Raw genomic sequence first — 25,578 nt, forward strand, 5'->3', positions numbered from 1 at the left:
AAAGAGGTGTACTTCATGTTTTATTATAAAGAAGAACTGATTAATATTATCAAGCCGGACAAGCCAGATCCAGCTGCCGCAAAAGTTTTACAAGAAATATTAGGTGGGCATTATGGCGAAATGCGTACAATGATGCAATACTTCTTCCAAAGCTCAAATTTTAGAGGTAAAGAGAAGCAATATCGCGATTTACTTCGAGGTGTTTTTTTAGAGGAAATAAGCCATGTAGAACTTGTACAACATACAATTAATCAACTATTAACTGGATCTGGTGAACCTACGCCAGGAAATGCTGGTGTTGACAACGCACCACTTGATGAAGCGGTTAAACATGCAAATCCTCACCACTTTATTGTAGGTGCTCAAAGTTCATTGCCTGTTGATGCAGCTGGCAACCCATGGAATGGATCTTGGGTATATAGTCATGGGAATTTAATTAGCGATTTATTAGATAACGTAGTACTTGAATCTACAGGTGTACTTCAAAAAACTCGAATTTATGAAATGAGTTCCAATCAAACTTTTAGAGAAACACTTGCATTTTTAATTGTACGTGATAATGCTCATCAAAATGCTTTCGCAAAAGCTTTAGAGACATTGGGTGTTGAATGGGGGAAACTCTTCCCTGTGCCGAACTATGATATTAATAAATACCCAGAGTGCAGAAAGTATGTAGACATGGGATTCCATAACGCACAATTTAATTTTAGCTTAGATCCAACAAGAATAGGAGAAATATTCCAAGGTGAATCACCAAGTAGAAACAAAGGAACATTAGCAGTAACTGACCCGCCAAAAGGTTTTCCTGTACCAGAACTTCCTGAAATGCCAAATGAGCATAGTCCTGGATTAAAAGATATGGGTCTTTGAGATAACTGTAACCAACTATTCATTAATAGTTGGTTACAAACCTTTACATAGATTCAAGTAAATTTGTTTTAAGAGGAGGATATTCATTTGAGTATAATAAATGATAAACTATCTATTTTTGCTTTAGGTGGTGTTAATGAAATTGGTAAAAACATGTATGTCATACAATATTCAGATGACATTGTAATCATTGATTGTGGTTCTAAGTTTCCTGACGAGAGTTTATTAGGCATAGATTTAATAATACCTGATGTTACATATTTACAAGAAAATAAAGATAAAATTCGAGGTTTAATTGTTACACATGGACACGAAGATCACATTGGAGGTATTCCGTATTTTTTAAAACAATTGAATGTACCAATTTACGCAACAAAATTAACCTTAGGCTTAATCGGCATTAAATTAAAAGAACATAAACTTCAAGATTCGACACAGTTAATTGTTATTGACTCTGAGTCTTTAATTGAATTCGGACAGATAAACCTATCTTTTTTCAAAACAAATCATAGTATTCCCGATTGCCTCGGGATTGCTTTTCATACACCAGAAGGTACAGTAGTCCATACAGGTGATTTTAAATTTGATTTGACTCCCATAAACAATCAATATCCAGACATTCACAAAATGGCTAATATCGGAAGTAACGGAGTTTTAGCTCTCCTCTCAGAAAGTACGAATGCCGAACGTTCTGGATTTACTCCATCAGAACGATTAGTAGGCGAAAAAATTGAAGAAGCCTTTGTAAAGGCTCACAGCAAAGTTATTATATCTACCTTTGCTTCTAATGTGAATCGTGTACAGCAAATAGTAGATGCCGCTTTAAAAACAAATAGAAAGCTTGCCCTCCTCGGAAGAAGTATGGTGAACGTAGTTTCTGTCGCCTTAGAACAAGGCTATTTGAATATACCTGAAGGCATGTTAATCGAAGCAAATGAGATTAATCAAATGGAACCCGAAAAAGTCGCTATACTTTGCACTGGTAGTCAAGGTGAACCTATGGCTGCTCTGTCCCGATTATCTAGTGGCAACTATCGACAAGTTGATATTTTACCAGGTGACACAGTCATTTTGTCTGCATCCCCCATACCAGGAAATGAGCGTAATGTTTCACGTATTATAGATAACTTATATCTATTAGGAGCAAATGTTATTTATGGATCTGGAAGTTCAACAGGAATGCACGTTTCTGGACATGCATATCAAGAGGAATTAAAATTGATGCTTACTTTAATGAAACCTAAATATTTCATTCCCATACACGGTGAATTTAGAATGTTACATCATCACCGTCAATTGGCAGAATCTGTTGGTGTCAAGAAAGATAATATTTATGTTATCGGCAATGGAGATGTTGTTGATATTAAAAATCAAACTGCTATGCAAACAAGACGTATAACTGCGGGTAATATATATGTAGATGGCTTAGGTATTGGAGATGTTGGAAACGCCTTATTGCGCGATCGCAAACAACTTTCTGAAGATGGTATGCTTGTAATAGTTATAACCTTGAGTAAAACAGAAGAGAAAATAATTTCTGGCCCTGATACAATTTCTCGTGGGTTTGTATATGTTCGGGACTCAGAAGATTTCTTAAATAAAATTAATCAATTAGTTGTAGAAACTGTCAACAGATTACAAAAAGCACATATTAATCAATGGAATGTTCTAAAAAGAGAAATACGAGAATCACTTGGTCACTTTATATACTCACATACAAAAAGAAAACCAATGATCCTCCCTATTATAATTGAAGTGTAAAATGCTTATTTTCTTTAGTCATTAAGTCTTGTCTTAATTATATCTATTAGTATCTAAAACGGCTTTTTCTAAATAAATATCGCACCCTCTAACAACTGATATTCATAATTTTAAGAAACCCTATAACTGCTGTTAATGTTAATGCTAATTCTATTGTTAACGGGGGGTGTTTCCCCACATTCCTTCATCTAAAATGCAACTATCGTCAATGGTAATAAAGGGTATCTTATTTTTAGTATAAGCCTAATACTGTAACTGACCTTTCTATGCAGTAGGCTAAAAAAAATACGCCTGCTGCATAGAAATATACTTTAATCAATCTCAATTACATCAAAAAACTTAAAAGTGCGCTTATTACAAAAAGCATCCGTACAAGTAATCGTCTCCATTAATGGATTAATATCCACTACTGTTATGTAATTTTTATATAAATAACCATCTTTATAATATGTAAGTAAAACCTCTTCCTCACCTAAAAATGAAATTAATAGCTTATTTTCAATCATTTGTTTTGCATCTTGCGTTACAGTTGGACGCGAGGCTTTCGTTTGCTCCTTTACCATTTCTTTAATAACTGCGAACTGCTCCGGCATACTGGCAAACGGTTGCCACTTTACCATACCTCTTCCTTTTGGCATATTAACATTCTTCACGATTTGTGCCCTCCTAATAATGTATTTCTATATCTTGCTGTTGCGACGCTTGTGTAAGAAACACCTCGTAAAATACTATTCTTACCAAATCGTGTTCGAATTTCGTCCATAACTTTCGTTAATCGTATTTCTTTTTCTCTTTGTATAATGTTATCGAAAAGCGAAATTTGCTCTTCCCCTTCATTAATAAGGTTTGTTAATGAAACACTTACTGATCGAATCGGCTCTCCTGTATGGCGTTCATATAAAAAATATGTACAAACATTATAAATATCCATCGTTAAGTTTGTTGCTCTATTTAACGTATGTACCTTTTTTATTCCCTCACCGTATTCCTTACTATATCCAACTGAAAAATGAATTGTTTGCGCGCATTTCTTTTCTCGTCTCAACCTATAACAAACCTCTTCTATATGCTCTAATAAAATAACTATGAACTCTTCTATCGAATAATTACGCAATAATATTTGGCTTTTCGCTATAGATGTTGTTGCTGGAACGTATTTTTCTGCTATTCTACTAAAATCAATTCCGTTACTATGTAGATGTAATTCTTCTCCTATTACACCGAATGATTGCTTTAAATATTTCAAAGGATACTGAGCTAATTCTCCAATGGTATGTATACCTTTTCGATTCAATTTCATCTCTGTTTTATACGATATACCCCAAAATTTACTGAGCGGTCTAATACTCCATAACTTCTCGGGTATATCGTCATACGTCCACTGCGCTATTCCATCCCTATTCTTCTTCGCTTCTACATCCATCGCTACTTTACTTAATAATAAATTAGGCCCTATACCAATCGTACTTTCAATCCTTGTACGTTCATATATTTCTCGCTTGAACTTTAATGCGAATTCGCGCGGATTACTGGCAAACAAATGAATACTTGCAGTCATATCCATAAAAAATTCATCGATACTATATTGATGAAAATCTTCCGGCGCGACATACTGCAAAGCCAAACCCGTTATGAAAGTTGAACATTTCATATACGTATGCATAATTGGATTCACAATAATAATATCTGGTCGCTTCGGTATTTCGTACAGCCTTGCCATCTTCTTTATTCCTAACGCTTTTAATGGCGGTGTTGCTGCTAATACAATTGATCCGCTCTGATTCACATCCCCTACGACAGCCAATTTTGTATATCTTGGATCAAGTCCTTTTTTAATACATGATACGCTTGCATAAAAGCTACGAAGGTCTACACAAAGAATAATACGATTCGGTAAAAGAGAATAATCATACAAGGTTATCACTCCCAACAAAAGAACATTCGTTCTTATTATATACGAACTTATGTTCTTTTCAAAGGTATTTCTATGAAAATTTTGGTTAAAATGACCGGGCTTTAAAAATCTAAAAAATACTTAAGAGCCCTACAATATTCAAATACCATTTTCACCATTAGGGGATGGCACTGTATTTAGTTCTAAAAAAATCTCACTTAATGCATACTCGGTAATATATATATAATAATAAGAATAATATCTATGCACTATCAATCACGGTGGGAAAAACTATGCATACAAAACAGCTAGAATTTCAAGTAACTCATGAACATAAAAACTACTAAAATTCACTTCAGCCTTCATGTCTCTAATTCATATATTCTTCTAAATTTATTCTCAGCAAAACCTCCTACATAACGCCTGTGCCAAGATTCATCTGCATAACTAGTTACATTCTCCTTTTTTCTATTATTAATAGCTTAGTAATAATGGCTGTTAAACAGCAAAAGTGCGAAGTCATAAATTAGACTTCGCACCTTATACAAATTTATAATCAGTGACGATACCAACACAAATGCAATAATGTATACATAATAATCACTCATTATATCTGTTACTTTTTTAATCGGCTGGAGAGAATAGAATATATAAACAAATCCTTTTACTTAGCAATCTCTCATTATTGGTTTGATTATTTCTAGATACTTAATGCCCCCCTATACTCATTTCAAGTGTTAATCCATTCCTATTGAAATTGCAAATGATAAATTTATCCAGTTTTCCTTTTTGTCTACTTGCTAAATTCAGCAAGTAAAATGTTTTTAAAAAATTCCGGGTTATTAATGTTTAAACTGTTCGAATTGATAGCGAGTGTATGTTTACCTCCAAGTGTTCCACCAACAAAAGTGGAAAACCCTGGAACGGCACCTCTGTGTCCCCATACCGAGACACCGTTCGGAAGCTTAATTTCAAGGATTCCAAGACCATATCCAGTTCCCTCTCTATTTGTAGTAACTGTAGTAAGCATTTGTTTTAGTTGCTGTTCCTTCAGTAATTTGCCACCTAGTAAGTAAGAGAAGAATTTGTTTAAGTCGTCAGCAGTAGAAATCATATCTCCATCCGAGCTACCTGGGTTAATATAAGTAACGTCTTTTAGCTCACTCGCTCCGTCTAGTTGCAAATAGCCACGTGCATGCTTGGTACCTGGAATCACGCTTGAATTGCCAGGTAGAAATGTATTTGACAAATCAAGCGGTTCAATAATCCGATTTTCAACCTCTTCGGCATAACTGTTGCCAGTTACTTTTTCAATAAGGATTCCCAGTAATACGTATCCTGTGTTTGAATAAGACCAACCCTTTCCTGGTGCAAAGTCTGGGGGAAGTGAAATCCCCATCTTTACGAATTCTTCAGCCGTGTACGATTTTTTTATATCCGTTATATCAAAGTCTTTTGAATTTATATAGTCAGCAATACCACTTGTATGATTCAATATTTGCCGGATAGTAATCTGGTTACCATCATATCCGTTTCCTTGAATGACACCAGGCAACCATTTTTCAATGGAGTCGTCTAGATTCAAACGATTCTCTCCAGATAATTGAAGTAGAGTCGTTGCAATGAACGTTTTCGTCACACTGCCAATGCGAAAGCGAAAATCTGCTTTCATTGGTCTCTTAGTTTTCAGATCCGCTACCCCAGCGGTATAACTCCAAGTTTTACCACCCTTAGAAATTTGAGCGAGTATTCCCGGGTATCCAAGTTGCAGTTCATCCCGTATTGCTTTCTTAACGGAAGTACGATCGCTTTTCGTACTTGTTTGTAACGAACTAGATACATTTTGCGTAGATTCTGCTTTTACAATTGATGTTGGTGTTATGTATAACAGGGAACTTCCACCTATTAAAAGTGCTAGACTTGCACATGTAATTTTACTGCGTGTTTTCATAAAGAATTCCTCTCTTCTATTTAAATTATATAGATAGTTAATAGCAGTGTCATATACGAACCACACAGCTATCCATTCTCTCAATGATGAAAAGGCAACAATGCATTTGCAATCATTGTACTCATTATTTTCACAAAACACTCTTGTTACTGATTATTTGTTTTATATGTAGGCCGTACTTGTTCCCCCCTTCACGCCTCCTTATATTTTTATCCTACACAATGAAAATCTCTTTTTCCTTACCTATTCCTTACAAATTCCTTACATACAAAATCACTTCTACAATAGGATCGAAGTAGCATCTGTGCCCAAAAGCGCAAAAAACACCGATGCTTTTCGCTTCAGTGTTTTTTGCGCTTTACATATTGAAGATTCGTTTTACTCTTAACAGGTTAAACTGCTGATTTTTTCTAATACGATTATTCTTCTTGCTATATAAAACAAATTTCATAGTGTTATATGAAACACTTCTCAAGTTGTCATTAAGGTACATTATTCTAAATTTATTGATGTAGTTGAGATGGACTCACTTTTTGAATTTGAACAAGTATATCAAACGTTTTACCTAATGATATATCAACAGTTTTTGGTATATCAGGCCCTTCGGTAGTTATTCCAGCGAAAATTGGATGTTGTTCGTTTAACCAAGTTTTTGTCACGCCGTTCGCCTTACGTAAATCAATAAAAAATTGATCTTTTTTGACCTGTCCAAAAATGTAGTTATAACTGTTTGGATCATCCGATTTTAATGTTCCATATGGGCCAAATTCACCATTGCTATTCTTGACATTGTATTGTCCTTCATAAACTGACGTTCCAATAGATACGTATCTTTTTTCGTAATATTCTGTCAAATGCTGCCCAGCTACTTTAGGATATATAAAAGGAAGCATATTTGTTTTCGAAACGTGTCCATTATGTCCCCATACAATGGTTTTCCCTAAATGTTCTTCAGTCCACTTCGCATTTTCATACATTGCAATATCATGTTTCAAATAAAAATCCGCTGGTTTATCAGGAGGTGTCGCTAACATTGTAGTAAACTGTTCAATAATACGAGCATTTTGCTTTATCCATGCAAACTCTTTAGATTTTCCATTTAAATAGCTTTTATTTCCCTCTAATAAAGCACTAATTTGTTTAGCATCTAAAACATACTTTTCTTTTTCTTCTTTCGTAAGGCTTTCAAAAGTATTCATATCCTTTGTTACAGGAATAAGACCTTTTATCTTCTCTTCTACTCTAGGCAACAGTTTTGAATTGTTCGCTTTAATATATTCTATTATGCTATTATAGACATTCTCGTTTACTGATTGAATGTCCATCCCAATGATACGTACTTTCGATTTATGTTTTGGATTAGCATTATATTGCCGAATCCAATCAAGTAAATCTAGCATTTCTTTCGTCTTAAATGTAGGTGATAAATGTTGGCTTGGGTTTCCCTTTCCAGTAAGAACATATCGATCAAGTTCCAAAGCTCTGTCCCATCCCTCTTCTAAAACTAAGTTGGTAAAGCCCTTTTCAGATACTAAATACTTAACAATGCGGTGTTTCATTGTAAAAATCTCATGAGCCCCATGCGTAGCTTCACCTAAACCTACAATTGAAGCTGAACCTATCATATTCTTAAGTGGTTTCAAATCATTAAGAGATGCAGTTGGATTAGTTGTTTTTAAAGGCTTTGCATGTGCTTCTAACCATTTCACTATTTGATTTATATTGTAGGGAGCTGTAACAGAAACCTCTGTTTTCGAATCTGCATAAGTATTTCCTACAAAATGAGTCATTGTTATAGCAGAAGCAACAATTGCAATAATTATTTTCTTTTTCATAAAAAACCTCCTGAAATATTTACTTATAGCTTTTTGACATACTCTGCCAACTTCCATTTAAAACATTCATTTTCTTATTACTGTTAAGATACATTTATTCTAATTCCTAAAACTCACTTATTTCTTAATAGGTTCTTAAGAAATTCTTAATTCACTTATACGAATATAAAACTACATAAGCTTCAATCCATTGTAGTGTAAATTCCTCATTGCATAACATTATAATGTATAGATATTCGTTATAAATGATGTTATCTAAAGTATTCAATTTCAGTATGTATTATTAACGTGGTTAATATATGGTTAATATGAATTTCCAAATTTTGATTGTTTGTAGTCTCTTTATCATAGAGTTAATTTAGGGTTTATTTTTTGTTCACTTCATTTTTTTCGGCACTCTGCATCTAGACGGTATACCCATTGGCCACAGTTAGACTATTTCAAATCAAAAAACTAGATTACCTGCACACTAAAGAGTATAGCGCACAGGTAATCTAGTTGTTTTTGAGATTAATAAAAACTAATTTATTTGTTGAATTCTTCCATCGATAATAGACTGAATTGGTTCTTTTGATTTTTTTATATAATCTACTAATGCTTCAAAATCAGTTGGTCCTGTTTCAGCATCTTTACCGTTTTTAAAGGATACAAATCCATCTCCACCTGAAGCTAGAAATGCGTTAGCAACGACGCTGTAAGTTTTAGAAGGAATGATTTCTTCTCCATTTGTTAAGCGAATACTTGTTACTTTTTCTCCATTAGGCTTGTTCGCATCCCAAGTGTATTGGATACCTGAAATTTGAAGCATTCTTGTTATATCTTTTTGCCATTGTTGATTTAAAATATCACGAATGTCTTGACCTGTTAAATTTATTTTTATTAATTGATTTCCGAATGGTTGAATACCATATATCTCTCCCCATGTAATATCACCAGCATCTAAGTCATTACGAATACCACCAGGATTCATAAGTGCAATTTGAGATTGCATTGTTGCACGCTGGGCATCAGCAACTAAATTTCCGAGAGTAGATTCACCAGCCGTATTGAGTTTACGATCTAGTGGAGCAATAGACTTACCTACAACTTCATTAACAAGAGGTGCGATTTTTGCTTGATATTTCTCCATCTTCTTCTTTATTTTTTTATCAGGCTCCATGCCTTCATGGTAAGTTGTAACAATTTCTGCTTTTTTCTCAACAATATCTTGTGTCTTACGATCAATCTTTACATCAACATCAGCAAAAGCCATACCATAAGAATTTGCTTGTACGACAAGTTTATTATTAACAGTTCCATTTACATAAGTGTGGCTATGCCCACCCAAAATAACATCGACTTCTGGATCAGTCTCATTTGCTAATCGGACGATATCACCATTTGTTACACCGTTCCCATCTGTTATACCTCCGTTATGCGCAAGAACAACGATAGATTTAACGCCTAGTTTTTTTAATTGCTTTACGGATTTGTTAATAGCTTCAACTTCATCTGTAATTTCTACATTCTTTAGCATAGTAGGCATAACAAGGTTAGGAACATCCGTTGTTACGACTCCGATGAATCCAACAGGAACTCCTTGTACCTTTTTTATAGTGAATGGTGGTAAATATAAACGACCAGTGGATTTATTATAGAAATTTGCGGCAACATATGGGAATTTTGCTCCTTTAAAATTCCCTGTTTTCTCATGGTATCCACCATAAATAAGGCGGTTCATTTCCGCAACACCTTCATCAAATTCATGATTTCCTATCGTTCCAACATCGAATTTCAAATCATTTAGAAATTCAATCGTAGGTTCGTCTTGTAATAATGCTGAAACAGGAGTACTTGCTCCAACAACATCGCCAGCATGTACCTTTAATGTATTCGGATTTTGTTTTTCACGATTACGTAAATAAGCCCCTAAGTACTCAATTCCCCCTGCATCTTTATTGTTAATTTTTTTTACCGTGTCTAGTTGCCCATGAAAATCGTTAATACCGAGCATTTGCACATCTATGTAGCGGTTTGGTTCTGTACTCGCTTGTACTGAAGGCAAAGCAAATACACTAGTAAAAGTAACTGTACTTATTGCTAAAGCAACTGGAATGATTTTTTTCAACATAAAATTTCTCTCCCCTAATAATTAAAATCTGACATAATACGATGTTATTTTAATATATTAAGAGAATTATTTCTATAAAAATTCAACTAATTATAAAAATTAATAAAATTTATTATTTTCTGACAAAACATTTCTTTTTTTGAGGATTATTCAAAATATTATCTTGATAGTAATATAACAATACTTCTAAGAAATCTAAAAAACTCTAATCAATACATTTTAGCTGTTAAGAAGAATATTCAATCCAAAACTACTGGAGATTTATCAATCTAACATCTCAATATCACCATTTAAAAAGATGCTCCTGGATTTATCCAAGAGCATCTTTTATAAAGCTTTATTTTAACTTGTTTATAAGTTATCAATTAACAATTATATAGTTATAATCAGTCCTTTAAAAATAATAGGAGTGCTTCATTAAATTCTTTGGCATGCGTTGCATTTAGCCCATGTGGACCACCCTTTATTAACGTTACTTTAGAATTAGGAATTGCTTCATGTGTTAATTTCCCACTATATTCAAATGGTACAGTCGCATCTGAATCACCATGAATAATAAGGGTAGGTATATTAACCTTAGCTAAATCGCCTCTGAAGTCTGTTTTGCTGAAAGCAGCGATACAATCTAGTGTTCCTTTAGGTGATGCACCTGCAGCGATATCCCTATTGTAAAGTCGAAATGGTTCACTAACTAAGTCAGTTCGATCTCCAGCAGCAAAAAATCCTTTCGTAAACTCATCAAGGAATGCTAGGCGATCACTTTTTACTCCATTTTCAAATCCTTGAATTGCTACATCATCTAATACACCCTCAGGATGATCTGCTGACTTGTAAAGGAATGGTGGTACAGCTCCTGCAAATACAGCCTTCTCTACTCTATTGGTTCCATATTTCCCAATATACCTAGCTACCTCTCCTCCACCCATAGAAAAACCAACAAGTGTGACATTTTGAAGCTCTAAATGTTCTAATAGTTGATGTAAATCAGAAGTAAAGGTATCATATTCATACCCATCCCACGGCTGAGATGATTTTCCAAATCCTCGACGATCATACGTTATAACTCTGTATCCAGCCTCAACAAGAGCTGGAACTTGGTATTCCCAAGATCGACCACTTAACGGCCAACCATGAATTAGTACAACTGGTTTTCCTGTGCCATGATCCTCATAATATATCTCAATTGGTGCTTGATTTTCGGTTCCTACAGTAATTTTAGCCATGCTTCTACCTCCAAAAAATATTCTAATATGTATCCTTTTCTTCAATAACTCGGCTGAATCTCATAACCTATTCATGCACCTTTATGTTGTGAACTCTAAGTATGAAACTCTATTGTTCCAATGCATTCATTTTCTCCTTTTGGAACAATCCCCCCCTCTAATACCTTTTTCATCATAAAATAATTACTGAACATTACTCATATTCAATTGTAATAACAAAAATAGGTGACTATCAATATTGTTCTATCTATAGGATGTATAGGTAAAACCAATCTATTTTATAGTGAAAACAACTATAGTTACGACCTATACAAATTATAGATGATTTAGAATTGATTAATTAATCAGTTTTCAAATACTATAAATTTGTATAGCACTTCATGTTCTGTGAATGCTGCTATAACCAATATTATTGGTCAGCTTAGTTATAAACGAAGAAACTTATGATAGTATTCGACTATTTAAACTTTCTTCGATTACTTAATTTTTAGGAGGAATACATAATGACTGATTTCTATTCTCGTATTAACAAAGATGATGCTGTCGTGCTTTTAGTAGATCATCAAACTGGTCTTATGTCCGGACTAGTACGTGACTATGGTGTTGATGAATTCAAGAACAATGTTCTAGCTCTTGCTCATACTGCTAAGTTTTTTGATTTACCAGTTATTTTAACAACAAGTTTTGAAAACGGGCCTAACGGACCTTTAATGCAAGAATTGGTTGATCTCTTTCCTCATGTACCAAAAATAGCTCGACCTGGACAAATTAACGCATGGGATAATGATGATTTTGTAAAAGCAATCGAAGAAACTGGAAAAAAGCAACTTATCATCGCGGGCGTAGTTACTGACGTTTGTGTTGCTTTCCCTGCACTTTCCGCTATAAAAGCTGGATATGAAGTATTTGCTGTTACTGATGCTTCAGGAACTTTCAGTAAACAAGTAGCAGATGCTGCAAATACTCGTATGGCACATAGTGGTGTGCAACTTATGAACTGGTTTAGCGTAGCTTGCGAATTACAACGTGATTGGCGCAACGATGTCGAAGGTTTTGGCAATTTGCTTGCTAGCAATCTTCCAGGCTATCAAAATATAATTGGAAGCTATATGGGCGCGCAGCGAGATCTTAGTAAACAAAATGCATAAATGTATTTCAAGGAAATAGCTTTAAATGGTGGTATTGCCATCCAAGACCGCATGGCTTTTCAAGGTGAATACTTTGTTGATTTATACGGAAAGGAAGCTGCAAAGCGTACTCCTCCGATTTATCGTATGTTAGACCTAGGTATACCTGTTGGCGCCGGTAGTGATGCAACTAGGGTTTCCAGCTATAACCCTTGGGTCGCTCTTTACTGGATGGTTGCCGAAAAAACCATTGGTGGACTTTCGATATACGATGAAAAAAATAAACTTGATAGAAAAGTAGCCCTGGAATTATATTCAAAAGGAAGTGCGTGGTTCTCTGGTGATGAAGGTAAAAAAGGAACCCTTGCAGTAGGTCAGTTTGCTGATCTTGCTGTATTGTCTGCTGACTACTTTACTTTGCCAGAAGAAGAAATCAAGAACCTTGAATCATTACTCACCATTATGGGTGGGCAGGTTGTTTATGGAAATGATGAATTTAAAAATTTATCACCTGAATTGCCACCAGCATCACCTGATTGGTCACCGACGGGAGTTTATGGTTATGGTGGTGCTAACCTAGCCCACACTATACTTTCTCACGATGCCCATGATCACAAGTTACATAGTTGCAGTAACCCTCTCCATCAACACACTCATACCGTAATAGGAAAAGATGGAACTAAATGGGGTATTGGTTGTACTTGCTTTGCTTTCTAAGTCAAAACCACCGGTATAATGCCGGTGGTATTCTTTATGCAATAAGGATATGTAAAAAGAAATAGCAATATCTCCCTAATGGAATCTATTACTATGTGATAAAATCGAAGAGCTAATTAATTAACTTGACTTATTTTTAACAGCCTTCTCTCATTGCAAAGTCTGCCCTTTTTCCCTTAAGTAAAAGTCAATGATATTCCCATTTGAATCGATCACACCACACATATAAAGCCAATGCCCTTTGACTGTAATTTAGGTCTTCTCCCAAGAATTATGTATCATGTTTAATCCTCACACTATAATCATTATTATTTCTATTATACTAATGCTTTTTCAGGATTATTTAACTTCTGCATAAAGATACGTGCTGCAAAACTTAAAAATTTATCATCAAAGTGGATAAGATTAATATCTTGACTTGGTGTCGGGTCAATAATACGAACTATGCTCAAAGTATCATTATTAACAAAGTTAACCAGTGAAAGAGGTATTATGGCAACCCCATGTCCATTGTATACAAGGCTCAATAGAGAAATAGAAGATTTTGTTTCTATATTTGCTTCAGATAAAGATAACCCTAAACTCTCACAATATATTTTAATAGATTCACGACAACTACATGAAACCATTATTCTACTGAGCCCTACTAATTCTCGAAAAGAAACAAATGATGTTTCATTCAAAGGATGATTTTTTGGAATGACAAGGACAAGCTCTTCTCTATACAAAAGGGTGCTTGTTAATGTCTCTGGAATTTGAGCACTACGTGTGATGCCTATATCAATATTTTTATCAACGATTTGATTTACAGCAACTTCGGATTCTATAATTTTCACTACGATGTTGGGATAATGTTGTTGAAACTTCATAATATAAGGTGTTAAATAAGTGAGATCCTCTAATAAACCACCTATAGTAATTACCCCTCTTTTTACACCCTTTAATTCAAAAATTTCATTATAAACTTCATCAAATTGTTGCATGATAAATTTTCCTTTATCAAATAGCAGCTTACCCGCTTCTGTCATTTTGATACCTCTTCCAACTCGATGAAACAAAGGTGTATCAAGTTCACCTTCTAACACACGGATTTGTTGGCTTAAAGTCGGCTGTGAAATACCTAGAACTTCCGCAGCTTTAGTAAAACTATTATTATTACAAACTTGAATAAAATACTCTAAATGACGTAATTCCATTCTTGATACCCACTCTCCGCTTTATGAAAGATTTATAATGAAAAGGACGATATATATATCGTTAACATAACAACTATCTTTCTTACTATATCAATTGCAATTACATAATTTATTTACTTTGCATTACAATAAATTTACTACTATTTATTAATTTTTCCTCCTATTTATTTAATTTATATTTAATTAGGATATTACTAAGCAGAAATAACCTCTAAAAACTTACAATTTCTGTGTGTAACATCCTAACTTTTTCAACTGTTTAATTATCATTTTTTCTCCATATAGTCCAAACTATCAAATATTTGCCGAATCCCCCTTTATGCTAAGGAAAAATAGTGTCCATTAATTCAATACCTTCTGAAATATTTGACGCATAGGTGATACTACTACTTGCAAGTAATATTTTGTCTCCAAGTTTTTGCATAAGCTGATTATCTTTACTGTATAGTAGCTCACGCACTGCAAATTCAGTTGGATTAAGTCCATAATTTTTTATATCCTTTGCAATACATTTAGTGATTGACTGTAATTCCCTTCATAATATAACAAATAACTTTAAATATAGGCTCTCATCGTTAATCACGCTCATAATTCCCAATCCTTTACAAGTTATCTTGAATTCGAGATTTATTATATTATCGTCAAAATATTATGTCAATCATTCATTTTAGCGTTATCAAGCCACTTATAATTTATTTCTCAACATAAGACATATGGAATTAGAAGAAAACAATTGTTACTATATAAGTATCTCAATTACGTTATTTCTTTTAAAGAGAGCTTGTTGTCTAACGCAAGTTCTCTTTTGTCATATTCTAAATTGAATCGGAACAAATTTCAGATGATGAGTCTGCCTATGTATATAATATAGTTTTTAAACAAAGATTAGAGCTCTCTTACAAGAAGGAGAGCTCTAATCTTTCATATAAATATTCACCATTTTTATCATTGCGGGGACATCAAAATTTTAACTTGGTGAGGATATGGCACTACCCCAATTAATAAATATTACTAACCATATATCTATCATATGTTTTATAAAACAAGATTAATTTGATTTAAAAAAAGATTTTTTTTTCTTTACTCGTAATAAATCACCTGTCCATCCTTTTACCCGCATATACAAATACATACCCCCTGTTGTGAAAATAATAAATAAGAGAGCGATTAAATAGCTATATTTCCATTCTAGTTCAGGCATGTATTTAAAATTCATACCCCATAATGCTCCTAAGGCTGTCAAAGGCGTACTCACAGCAGTTAATACAGTAAGAGCTTTCATAATTTCATTCCCACGATGAGAAGAAACAACTTCTTGTAAATGAATCATCGTGTCTAATTCTTCTTGGTACTCTTTAACAAGTTGTAATCCACGCTCTAATTTTACGTGTGTTTGTTTATAACAAAGGGTGCTTGTTAGTTTTTCTAACCAAGCTTCCTCCAATCCTTGTAACACTTCTTGTATTAAGCGAAACACATGTGTGTTCATAAATAATTCATGACGAATATGATAAATCCTTTCTAAAACTGCTATGTTATTATGATGATAAAAATCCCATAATACATTTCTGAAATTGTTTTCAAAGTAGTCAACCTTTCGCAAATAATGAGATATAAACATTGATAAGATAGCACATAATCCTTCAGCGGAAGTGTTACAATTTTTTGTACCCATAGGGAAATTATGTATTAATTTTTGGAAGTCCTCTTCCTCTTTTTCCTGAACTGTTATCAGTATTCCATGAGCTACGAAATAATGAAGAAATTTTTGAATTTTGGCCTCCTTTTTATCTTGATCATATAAAAACGAACCATATACACAAGTTTGACTTGGTGATAACGTATAAACATATAATCCATTTTCACAAGGAGAACTTATTTTCTTTACAAATTGAGAGAAATAAGATGTTATATCACGAGGGATTATAGAAGAAAGTTTTTCAAGCTCACTAGTTTTCACATGATACCAACTCCATTTCGTCATTTTTATGCATTCCATATTATTCTTCCTTTCTAAATAGTTTTATGTTTGATCGAATCATATCCGTAATATGAAATTTGTATGTAGGTATTCATATCTTGGAGGAAAAGTGTTTAGATAATAAATGGCATAGGAGGTCTTATTCTTTTAAAAGAAAGACCCCCTATATATTAGTTATTTTTATTCTCAATTTTAAACATTTCCTCTATACAAGCACTTTTTATCTTTTCTTATAAATAATTTATTATATGTGGAAAAGAAGCTACATAATTTGGCACGTCTATTCAACGAACTCCATTTCAGTCGTTATTATAATTTGGATTCATATGCAGATTGATTTGTGATGTCTTCAAATACTTGACTCCCAATAATGTAGTATCCATGAAGTGCAGCCTCTTTCGAAGCGTCTACCATACGGAAAGAAGAAATTTCACCTTGCATTTTTTCAATTCGTTTTTTGTGGAGATCTACTATTCCTCCTGTCCAAATAATAGTATCATACTGTTCTAACTTAAATTGTTCTTGTAATACACGCATGACGTCTTGGAAATGTGCATCCAACTCTTTTTGAATCAAAGTATGAACCTGACTTGTCTCATGATTTTCTTCTCGACATTCATATCCTTTTTCTAATATGTTTGGCATGTCGTTAATATGCAATTGATTACTTTCATCCGTATGATTCTGCACGATATTCTTAATATTTTTCAAAGGCTTGCTACATCCTAGTTCCGTCTCATAATGATTTAAAATGAGATTCTGTTTCATATCTGTCATTTCTAATGTACGAAATCCGCCATCAATAATTAAGATGCGATCTCGTTCCTGAATGATTCCCTCTTTTAAGAAATAGGCATGTAAAGCGACCGGTTGCTGAAGAATCAAAGCATTTTCCACCGTAATATTAATAAATTTCCCATCAATTTGCACGGAAGTTTCTTTTTTTAGTGCACGTTGTAATTGCTCCTGCTGACTACCAAAACAAGTGATGGGAAGCCCGGTAACAACTAGAGGTAACACGACATTTTCTTTATAATCCTTTGCAATGCAACCAAATATTTGTTGTTTAAATCGTTCGCTTTCATAATAATTTTCTATTTCTTCGTCAAATGGAGGAAGAAACGAAGCGTCAGATTGATGTGCTTCATTTCCCATATAGTATGCAAAATCTAAGTCTATAAAACTTACCTTTGTTAAATCTTCACTTTCAGCATGATTAGGTACAGGGGCTAGTGTGGAAGCTTCACTCTTGATCGTCATCTCAGAATCTACATCCTGTCGATATGCCCTTTTGGTAAAGCCAATTCCTACATCAATTGCATACAGAGATTTCATACTTTTTTCCTCACTTTCTATTTTTAGAGTTACATCTAGGCACTCTCTTCTTTCCCTTCTTTCACATATTTCTTTTCATTTTTCGTTTTTTCCCCATCTAAGTTCTTACTATTTTCATTTATTTCGTAATCCTTTTCATCTGTTTTCTTTTTGTTATTTTCGTTCTCTGTTAAGTCTTTAATGGTAGAAATGACAACTGGTGTGGCTGTAAGCAATTGTGGTAATGTTTGTTTTGCAACATTAGCTGCAGTTGCAGAGAATTGTTTACTTGTCTCAGTTACCTTCTCTAATGTTTCCTTTATGTTTCCTTCTTGTAGTTTTTCTTTTATGCTTTTTCCTTTTGTTTGTATAGCTTTCCGATTTTCTTTTTTTAATAGGGAGACTATGACTCCAGTCGTAATCCCAATCACAGCATATTTAAATATTGTATGTTTCATTTTTCTCACCCTTCTCTACTTTTATTTTCTTCCATGCTACAACCTAAAACAATTAACTTATCTATTTATCAGATGTTGCAAGCTATTAGAGAGAATGATAGTTTTGCAGCTGCCTATCACTCGCCGTTGGTGTTTCAGCTGTTACTAGGAGTAAAATCTTCCCTTGATCTAATTTTTCTTCATATAAATTAGCTTCCTCCTTCGACAACCCCATTTCTTCCATTTGATTTCGAAGTTCGTCTCCTTTTTTGGAGAAAAAATTGATAATACTTGTGCCCAATCCTTGTTCTTTTACTCCAATCGTATTTGTGTTTGTATCATCTGCAATCTTTTTTGTTATATGTTTTTCATGTGTTAAGACGTAAATGTCATCTTGGTGAATCCCTTGCAATTCTAGCTCTTTTACTTTCATAACTACTTCCTGTTCATTTTGATATTCATAAACCACCGGTTTTCTTTCATTCTTATACATGGTATCTTTCCTCCTTTAGATTTTTTTATTTAGTTGTTATGTAATATGTAATACACCTATTTTAAAGATGTTAAACCTAAATTTTCAAAAAACTTCATACAATAAGTTATTAATGCTTTTGAATATCATAGAAATGTCACGAACACTTTGCTTTGATAACAGTGTTACAAATAACGCTTTGTTTGGAAGGTAAGCCCATTGTTTTATAGAAAATTTCTATTTAAAAAACGTTACAAAAGGAGTACAAGATATTTTTTTTCGTTAATTAAATCAAAGGAAAATAAAAAAACACTCTTTTTAAAAGAGTGCTAAAAAACATATAATCTAATAATGTTTCTAGTTTGATGACAGAAAGAAAGTCTTTATTAAAACATATAGTTACTAATTTAATTGCGATTTTCCTTGCACCCAAGCAGCAATATCATTTATAACATACTCAGGAATATTAGCAGGACTATAATATTCATCTGGTTTACTTATTTCTCCATCACCTTCTGTAAAGAAATGATTTAACTTTGGATATAGCTGATAATCAACGTTATCTCGTTCTTTTAATTGTTCTTTCCAAAGAGGAATTTCGATTTTTGATTGAACTTGATAGTCTCTTTCTCCTTGAATAATAAGAAGTGGTGTCTTTTGTTCTTTTGACATTTCTGCTGCTTTAATTTTCCGAAGAGAATCCCAAAATACTGCTGATCCTAAGTAAAAATCTTTTGGGGGATTCTGCCCAGAGAAATTGGGATCATTTAATAATTCAAATTGCGATTTGTAGAATTTATATTGATCCAGGTTCATTGCTCCAATAGAAAAAAGATACTCAAATTGATCTAAAACAACGTCTTGGATTGTACGAGCTGGCCCTCCCATTACAATTGCTCCAGCAATATTTTTATTTTGGTCTTTTTCAATCATTTTCGGAAGCATCATTCCACCTTGACTATGACCAAGAATATATATTTGATTCTTATTTATTAGAGGCTCATTTTTAAGAAATTGAGTTACAAGAAGAGCATCATCTGTTGTCTCTTTATCAACTGTATAAAAGGGACTGAATTGTGTTTTCAACCCATGTTCATACGTTCGTTTATTATAGCGAAGGACAGCAATTCCCTTCGATGCAAGACCTTCAGCTAAATCGCGAAATGGTTTTAAAGCAAACGCTGTTTCATCCTGATCAGTTGCTCCTGATCCTTGAACAAGAATAACCGCTGGAAAAGGACCATTTCCTTTTGGAACCGACAATGTTCCTGGTAATGGAAATGCACCACTTCCAACTACTACTTCTTTATCAACAAATGATTCAGGCTTACTATATGATGGACGCTCTGCAACAGGACTAAACGACATGCTGAGTTGAAAATCGTCTATTTTTCCAGATGGATCTAGTTTAATTAGTAAAGGTACAGTCATTTTTTCAAAAACTAATTGAATCTCCACATTTGTATGAACAGGATTTGTCTCTTTTTGTGTAACCTCTCCAATTTCTATAAAAGAACCTGCTTGTAATTGCACTGGGAGTCCCTCCCAATAGCTCTTCAGCCATTCTTCGGATATTATTTTCTGTAATGACCTTGAGGTTAAATCAAATGCAGATTTATAATCTTCACTATTCATATGGCGAATAAATGAAAGAGTAGTAGATATAATAGGATTTTCATCATCTCTTTTGTCTACTTTTTTTATAGTTGTGTTTGCTTCCTTTAATTTCGAAATAAATTGTTGGTTAAACGGATAATTATATGTATCAGGATATAAGCTTGTTTTCAATACTGTCGTATTCCGTCCCTCATACAAATTTGAAGAACTCTTAAAATTTTCAGGTGAAATTACTTCCTCCGCATATGAAACTGAGGGAATTGCTATTGTAAAAATTGCACCGACAAGTAATAACTTATTACTTATTCTTCTTTTCTTACCCATACTTATTGATTCTCCTTTCAAAATTTAAAATTTCTAATACAGTATGCCAACTATAAGGAAAATAAAAATTATCAAAGAGATTAATAATCTATTTTACGATCCCCCCTAACTAATTAAAAATCTATCATTAACAAACTTCAATAAAAAATGCCTTCCCCCTCTTTTTTATCATTGAATTTTCCAAGGACTTAGAAGCACAGCACTAAATTACATGTAACCGACCCATGAGATTCTCTGTTTCAAAAGAAAAAAGCACCCCACTAGATGCTTTCTTTAATTGTTCTCACTATCATTTATTTAGATAATTCTCTTATTACTGTAAGATACATTTATTCTAAATACTAAAACTCACTTATTTCTTGATAGGTTCTTAAGAAATATCAAAAAATAAAGAAAACAAGTTATTTGGTTATTCATTCCGGAAGCTTAATGCTCAATTTAGTTTTTTTCACAAGGTGAAACTTTATTAAGAAAACTTTAAGGAATTTCCCTCTATATTTATAAGAATTTTTTTCTATACTGAATGATGTAAATGAACAAGAGGAGAAACGATAATGAGAAAATTTGTAATTTGCATATTAGGAATAGGCCTCCCTATATACTTACTACCTTTCATATTACGCGGGGATTTAGACAGATTTAATCCGATTGCTGAAGAAAAAAATGTATACGCCGTTGCGAAAGGATATGGTGTTCCAGATTATCATCATAAAGGACGAGCTATGTACACCATAAAAGGTGTTGATGAATCAGGGAATGAGAAAAAATATACAGTAGGAACTAGCACCCCTAATGATTTTATAAGAAAAACTTACTTAAAAATTCATGTGAAAGGAAAGTATGTGTATTCTTACGATATTATTTCTAAAGAGGATATTCCGGAGAAAATAAGGGGACAATTGGAGATAGCAAATAAATAAAAGAGCCAATTCGTACGTTTTGGCTCTTTATTATCTCTCCCATCTACCGTCGGGAAAATTCTTTCGGTAGATTTATTAAATTTGTTATCATTGTTTCAATAACCATTCTTCAATTACTTTCACTGTTTCATCTCGTTGTGCTTTTGACGTAATTAAACTAGCATTATCACCTTTTTGCTCACCATACATGCCAAAATGAGCATGATTGCCCCCTTTTATCATGTGCATAGTTTTATTTTTCGACATTAACTTTTTATTGTTCTCTATTTTTTCTACAGTTGCTAAAGCATCTACTTCCCCATAAATTGATAACATTGGAATCGATTTTGTAGAAAAGTCATCTGCAGGATACGAACCTAAGAAAATGATCCCGTCTACCTTGTCTTCATGTTGGAAGGCATACTTAGAAATCATAGCTCCTCCCATTGAATGCCCTGCAACATACCATTTTTGAACTTCCGGATACTTTTCAATTACACTGTCTACCTCATTTATTCCAAGTATCGCTAAATTTAATGGTAACTTAGGCATTACTACAAAGTGCCCATTTTTTGCAAGAGCTTCTCCTAAGTAACTATAAGCCTCAGCTTCTACTTTAGCTCCTTGATAAAAAATAACCCCTACTTTCGCATCTTTCGCTCCAAAAACGATATGATCTTCATCTTTTTTATCATCTACTAACGACAAAGCCTCTTTCGTCGGTTTATAAGTAAACTGAGACCAAGTCAAAAAAGTAATACTTCCTATAATTAAAATAGCTAGTAAAGAGTACAGCGTAATTTTTATCCATTTCTTCACAAGGATGACCTCCCTAAGATGTATATATTCCATATTTTAGATTATCATTAACACACATAAAAACTCGAGCATTTTTATTATGCTCAAGTTTTTAGTTCCGTCTTTAATTTATACTATAAATTGCCCAAGATAAATATGTAGCAAATGCAGACCATAAAAAATACGGAATTAGCAACCATGTCGATACTTTAGATAATTTGGAAGAAACCGCTATGAGAAGTAACGTCGTAATAGCGACAAGTAAACAATCTACTGTTGCTAAAAACAAATTCTTTTGACTGAATTGAAAATAGCTGAACGCTTGATTGCACATATAATTTAAAAGGAATATAAACCAAAATGTTTTTGGCTTAAATCCATATTTGTTGTAAATAATTGCAACTGATAATGCAATGAGTCCATATAATACAGCCCAAACTATGCCGATTGTCATACCAGGAGGTGTCCAAGACGGCTTTTCTAACGCATCATACCAAGCACGATCAATAGGAAATAAAATACTAGAAACATAAAACAAACCATATGTTAGTAAAAATACTATAATACTAGATTTTTTCATAAACATTCTCCTTTTTTAATAGAAGGTTTTAGAAACTCTATTTGATTCGTGTGCTCTTTCAATGAATAAAACTTTAATGTGTAAATAGATATTCCTATACTTTGCATTGTAACCTTTACATATGAAATTTATATTGATTCATTTATTTTATACAAGTTCTTTCATACTTTTATATGCACAAAGTGCTCTCTCCCGTGCTGCCTTATGATCAACAACTGGCAAAGGATATGTATGACCAAGTTTTATATTGGCTTTTTGCAAAATATGCTCAGGTGCTTCCCAAGGTTTATGTATATACTTATTCGGTATATCTCTTAATTCTGGTACCCATTTTCTTATATACTCTCCATTTTTATCAAACTTTTCTCCTTGTGTGATAGGATTAAAAATACGAAAGTACGGTGATGCATCTGCTCCACTTCCAGCAACCCATTGCCATCCCATTGTATTATTTGCAATATCCGCATCTAGTAGTGTATCCATAAACCATTTTGCTCCTTCCTGCCACGAAATTAACAAATGCTTTACAAGAAAAGAGGCTACAGCCATTCTTGCCCGATTATGCATAAAACCTGTTTGCCAAAGCTCCCGCATTCCCGCATCAATAAACGGATAACCAGTTTCACCTTTCTGCCATACTCTTAATAACTCCTCTTCCTTATTCCATGGAAAATGTTCAAAGTTTTTATTAAGAGGTTTATATACTGTAAACGGATAGTGATATAGCAAATAATAAGAAAACTCTCTCCAAATTAATTGGCGTATAAAACTAATCACTTGTTTTTCAAAAAGACTACATTGTCTTTCGGTACTTTTATTTATTAAGTAGTGATACATTAACTTCACTGATATTTGGCCAAATGAAAGATATGGCGCCAACATCGAATGAGCATTTTGATTTGGAAAATCTCTTCCTTCACTATAAAAGGCTAATTTGCTAGAGAAAAATTTCTTAAATACTTTATATGCCCCTTCTTCTGTCGGATCCCATATTGCTTCCATATGAGATGTCCACGGTATAGTCGGCAACAAGTGTAATTCTGAAACAGATAAGCTTGCTGGTAAAGAGCTTCCCCACTTTATACTCTGCACTTTGCTAGTAGGTTTAGGTATTACCTGCTTTTGAAATGCATTGTAAAAAGGTGTAAACACCTTATATTCAGTGTTATCCTTCTTTTTTATAATCCAAGGTTCTAATAATAAATGCGAATTAAATTCCTTACAAATAATACCTTTATCTTCTAATATCATTTTCATTTTTTGATTAGATTTTAACCTGTCTGGATCATAACAACTATTCCAATATACAGCCGTTATATCTAATTGTTTTATGAGAGAAAGTATTTCTTCCTGTGTATTTCCTTTGCGGATTATTAAAGTAGAACCCAATGCCTCAAGTTGCTTCTTTATATCTATTATAGCATGGTGCAACCACCACTTTGCCGCACTTCCTATTGAAAAAGTTTCATCTTGTATATATACAGGAAGAACCTCACCAGACTGAACAGCTTCAAATAGAGCTGGGTTATCATATAAGCGAAAATCTTTTTGAAACATAACGATAATTTTATTTTGCATGGCTATCCTTTCTTACTCTTAAAACATAATAGATTCTTTATGTGAATAATCTTCTTTTTTGCTTTTGCATTATTATATTAATAATTCTTTGTAATCATAAACAAACGTTTCCATGGTTATTGGACTTCTATCTAGTAAATTCGATAAATCTGATGTGACTTTTTTAGCTAACCCTAATTTTGCAGTTGTATATATTCCAATCATAACCCAAATAAAGTCACTGTTAAGTCCCTTTTGAATCATTCTTTTTCTAAATTTAAATATACTTGGATTTGTATAAGTAATATCTTTATTTATTATTTTTGAAATAATAGCAGCAACTTCATAATATGTTAATGCCTCATTTCCCGTTAAAGAATAGGCTTTAAATTCATGTCCCTCTTCGGTTAATATTTTAGCTGCAACTTCTCCAATATCCCGTACATCTATAAAACTTGTTTCCCCTTTACCAGCAGGTACTTCAATTATTTTTTCATTTCTTAATTCATCACCATGTTGTGATAATAAATTTTGCATAAAAAAACTCGGTCTTAGGAATGTGTAAGGGATCCCAGAAGCCTTTATCATAGCTTCAATTTTAGCATGAGGTACTATCGGATTTTTTTCTACACCTAATAAAGATAAAAATACAATGTGTTTTATACCTATTTCTTTTGCAGCATCTACAACAGGCTGGAAATACTTTTTTGCATCAGCTAGATGTGGTGGTCTTATTAGAAAGACTTTTGTAACACCTGTTAAAGCCACCTTTACAGATGAGGGGTTTTCAAAATCAAAATACACTCCTTCAGTTTCTCTACTGCGCGTTGTGACTTTGAAAGTAGCATTTCTTTTTATTAGGCATTTTACAACCTCTTTTCCTACATTCCCTGTAGCACCTGTTACTAAAATCAT

The 25,578-nt window shown here is 33.3% G+C and carries 20 protein-coding genes and 3 pseudogenes; 6 read left to right on the forward strand and 17 right to left on the reverse strand.

The annotated features are described in order from the left end of the window. Nucleotides 1-15 precede the first annotated feature (15 nt). Nucleotides 16-870, forward strand: a complete 855-nt coding sequence (locus tag AXW78_RS15040; protein WP_000500355.1) for a manganese catalase family protein — start codon at nucleotides 16-18, stop codon at nucleotides 868-870. A gap of 87 nt (nucleotides 871-957) precedes the next feature. Next, nucleotides 958-2,631: a ribonuclease J gene (locus AXW78_RS15045; RefSeq protein WP_000022522.1), complete on the forward strand. Its 1,674-nt coding sequence runs from the start codon at nucleotides 958-960 to the stop codon at nucleotides 2,629-2,631. A 311-nt stretch (nucleotides 2,632-2,942) separates the two neighbouring features. Here the strand turns inward: AXW78_RS15045 and AXW78_RS15050 are convergent, their stop codons facing one another. The 6 genes from AXW78_RS15050 to AXW78_RS15075 form a co-directional block, all read right to left on the reverse strand. Continuing rightward, a complete protein-coding gene (locus AXW78_RS15050; RefSeq protein ID WP_074594255.1) occupies nucleotides 2,943-3,284 on the reverse strand; it encodes a YolD-like family protein in 342 nt (113 codons plus the stop codon). Beyond that, a complete protein-coding gene (locus AXW78_RS15055; protein ID WP_000272622.1) occupies nucleotides 3,281-4,546 on the reverse strand; it encodes a Y-family DNA polymerase in 1,266 nt (421 codons plus the stop codon). Before AXW78_RS15055 ends, AXW78_RS15050 begins: the two co-directional genes overlap by 4 nt. Before the next feature lie 772 nt (nucleotides 4,547-5,318). Further along, complete coding sequence (locus AXW78_RS15060) at nucleotides 5,319-6,542, reverse strand: serine hydrolase domain-containing protein (protein WP_129542614.1); 1,224 nt, start codon at nucleotides 6,540-6,542, stop codon at nucleotides 5,319-5,321. A 437-nt stretch (nucleotides 6,543-6,979) separates the two neighbouring features. After that, nucleotides 6,980-8,311, reverse strand: coding sequence for an erythromycin esterase family protein (locus tag AXW78_RS15065; RefSeq protein WP_061884348.1), 1,332 nt, complete (start codon nucleotides 8,309-8,311; stop codon nucleotides 6,980-6,982). 520 nt (nucleotides 8,312-8,831) lie between these two features. After that, the gene (locus AXW78_RS15070; protein ID WP_061884349.1) at nucleotides 8,832-10,421 is read right to left on the reverse strand and encodes a bifunctional metallophosphatase/5'-nucleotidase; all 1,590 of its coding nucleotides are present in this window, start codon (nucleotides 10,419-10,421) and stop codon (nucleotides 8,832-8,834) included. Nucleotides 10,422-10,807: 386 nt separating this feature from the next. Then, nucleotides 10,808-11,644 (reverse strand): alpha/beta fold hydrolase, encoded by an 837-nt coding sequence (locus tag AXW78_RS15075; protein WP_001074309.1) that lies wholly within the window; start codon nucleotides 11,642-11,644, stop codon nucleotides 10,808-10,810. A 503-nt stretch (nucleotides 11,645-12,147) separates the two neighbouring features. On the opposite strand from AXW78_RS15075, the gene ycaC reads away from it, so the two are divergent. Further along, nucleotides 12,148-12,792, forward strand: a complete 645-nt coding sequence (gene ycaC, locus AXW78_RS15080) for an isochorismate family cysteine hydrolase YcaC (protein ID WP_000129304.1) — start codon at nucleotides 12,148-12,150, stop codon at nucleotides 12,790-12,792. 18 nt (nucleotides 12,793-12,810) lie between these two features. Continuing rightward, a pseudogene (locus AXW78_RS15085) lies at nucleotides 12,811-13,488 on the forward strand (amidohydrolase family protein); the annotation flags it as partial. 317 nt (nucleotides 13,489-13,805) lie between these two features. Here the strand turns inward: AXW78_RS15085 and AXW78_RS15090 are convergent. The 6 genes and pseudogenes from AXW78_RS15090 to AXW78_RS15110 form a co-directional block, all read right to left on the reverse strand. Next, on the reverse strand, nucleotides 13,806-14,684 hold the full coding sequence (locus AXW78_RS15090) for a LysR family transcriptional regulator (protein WP_000423210.1): 879 nt from the start codon (nucleotides 14,682-14,684) through the stop codon (nucleotides 13,806-13,808). 219 nt (nucleotides 14,685-14,903) lie between these two features. Further along, nucleotides 14,904-15,273, reverse strand: a pseudogene (locus AXW78_RS34890) (MarR family transcriptional regulator). 459 nt (nucleotides 15,274-15,732) lie between these two features. Further along, nucleotides 15,733-16,683, reverse strand: a complete 951-nt coding sequence (locus AXW78_RS15095; RefSeq protein ID WP_000388920.1) for a magnesium transporter CorA family protein — start codon at nucleotides 16,681-16,683, stop codon at nucleotides 15,733-15,735. A gap of 291 nt (nucleotides 16,684-16,974) precedes the next feature. Beyond that, on the reverse strand, nucleotides 16,975-18,000 hold the full coding sequence (locus tag AXW78_RS15100) for a ParM/StbA family protein (RefSeq protein ID WP_000839438.1): 1,026 nt from the start codon (nucleotides 17,998-18,000) through the stop codon (nucleotides 16,975-16,977). 35 nt (nucleotides 18,001-18,035) lie between these two features. Continuing rightward, entirely contained in the window at nucleotides 18,036-18,437 is a 402-nt protein-coding gene (locus AXW78_RS15105; RefSeq protein ID WP_000683208.1) for a hypothetical protein, read from the reverse strand. Nucleotides 18,438-18,522: 85 nt separating this feature from the next. Further along, complete coding sequence (locus tag AXW78_RS15110; RefSeq protein WP_000277579.1) at nucleotides 18,523-18,909, reverse strand: YflT domain-containing protein; 387 nt, start codon at nucleotides 18,907-18,909, stop codon at nucleotides 18,523-18,525. Nucleotides 18,910-19,021: 112 nt separating this feature from the next. On the opposite strand from AXW78_RS15110, the pseudogene AXW78_RS34895 reads away from it, so the two are divergent. Beyond that, nucleotides 19,022-19,174 (forward strand): annotated as a pseudogene (locus AXW78_RS34895) (acyl dehydratase). Nucleotides 19,175-19,290: 116 nt separating this feature from the next. Here the strand turns inward: AXW78_RS34895 and AXW78_RS15115 are convergent. Further along, the gene (locus tag AXW78_RS15115) at nucleotides 19,291-20,829 is read right to left on the reverse strand and encodes an alpha/beta hydrolase (RefSeq protein ID WP_061884350.1); all 1,539 of its coding nucleotides are present in this window, start codon (nucleotides 20,827-20,829) and stop codon (nucleotides 19,291-19,293) included. A 554-nt stretch (nucleotides 20,830-21,383) separates the two neighbouring features. On the opposite strand from AXW78_RS15115, the gene AXW78_RS15120 reads away from it, so the two are divergent. Continuing rightward, complete coding sequence (locus AXW78_RS15120) at nucleotides 21,384-21,749, forward strand: YxeA family protein (RefSeq protein WP_061884351.1); 366 nt, start codon at nucleotides 21,384-21,386, stop codon at nucleotides 21,747-21,749. A gap of 87 nt (nucleotides 21,750-21,836) precedes the next feature. Here AXW78_RS15120 and AXW78_RS15125 read toward each other — a convergent pair whose 3' ends face one another. The 4 genes from AXW78_RS15125 to AXW78_RS15140 all read right to left on the reverse strand — a co-directional run bounded on the left by AXW78_RS15125 (nucleotide 21,837) and on the right by AXW78_RS15140 (nucleotide 25,578). Next, nucleotides 21,837-22,547 (reverse strand): alpha/beta hydrolase, encoded by a 711-nt coding sequence (locus tag AXW78_RS15125; protein ID WP_061884352.1) that lies wholly within the window; start codon nucleotides 22,545-22,547, stop codon nucleotides 21,837-21,839. 103 nt (nucleotides 22,548-22,650) lie between these two features. Next, complete coding sequence (locus tag AXW78_RS15130) at nucleotides 22,651-23,106, reverse strand: TspO/MBR family protein (RefSeq protein ID WP_061884353.1); 456 nt, start codon at nucleotides 23,104-23,106, stop codon at nucleotides 22,651-22,653. Between the two features lie 147 nt (nucleotides 23,107-23,253). Further along, complete coding sequence (locus tag AXW78_RS15135) at nucleotides 23,254-24,684, reverse strand: cryptochrome/photolyase family protein (protein WP_061884354.1); 1,431 nt, start codon at nucleotides 24,682-24,684, stop codon at nucleotides 23,254-23,256. A 72-nt stretch (nucleotides 24,685-24,756) separates the two neighbouring features. Next, nucleotides 24,757-25,578, reverse strand: coding sequence for an SDR family oxidoreductase (locus tag AXW78_RS15140; RefSeq protein WP_061884355.1), 822 nt, complete (start codon nucleotides 25,576-25,578; stop codon nucleotides 24,757-24,759).

Source organism: Bacillus thuringiensis (genome assembly GCF_001595725.1).
In the GTDB taxonomy this organism is placed as follows: domain Bacteria; phylum Bacillota; class Bacilli; order Bacillales; family Bacillaceae_G; genus Bacillus_A; species Bacillus_A thuringiensis_K.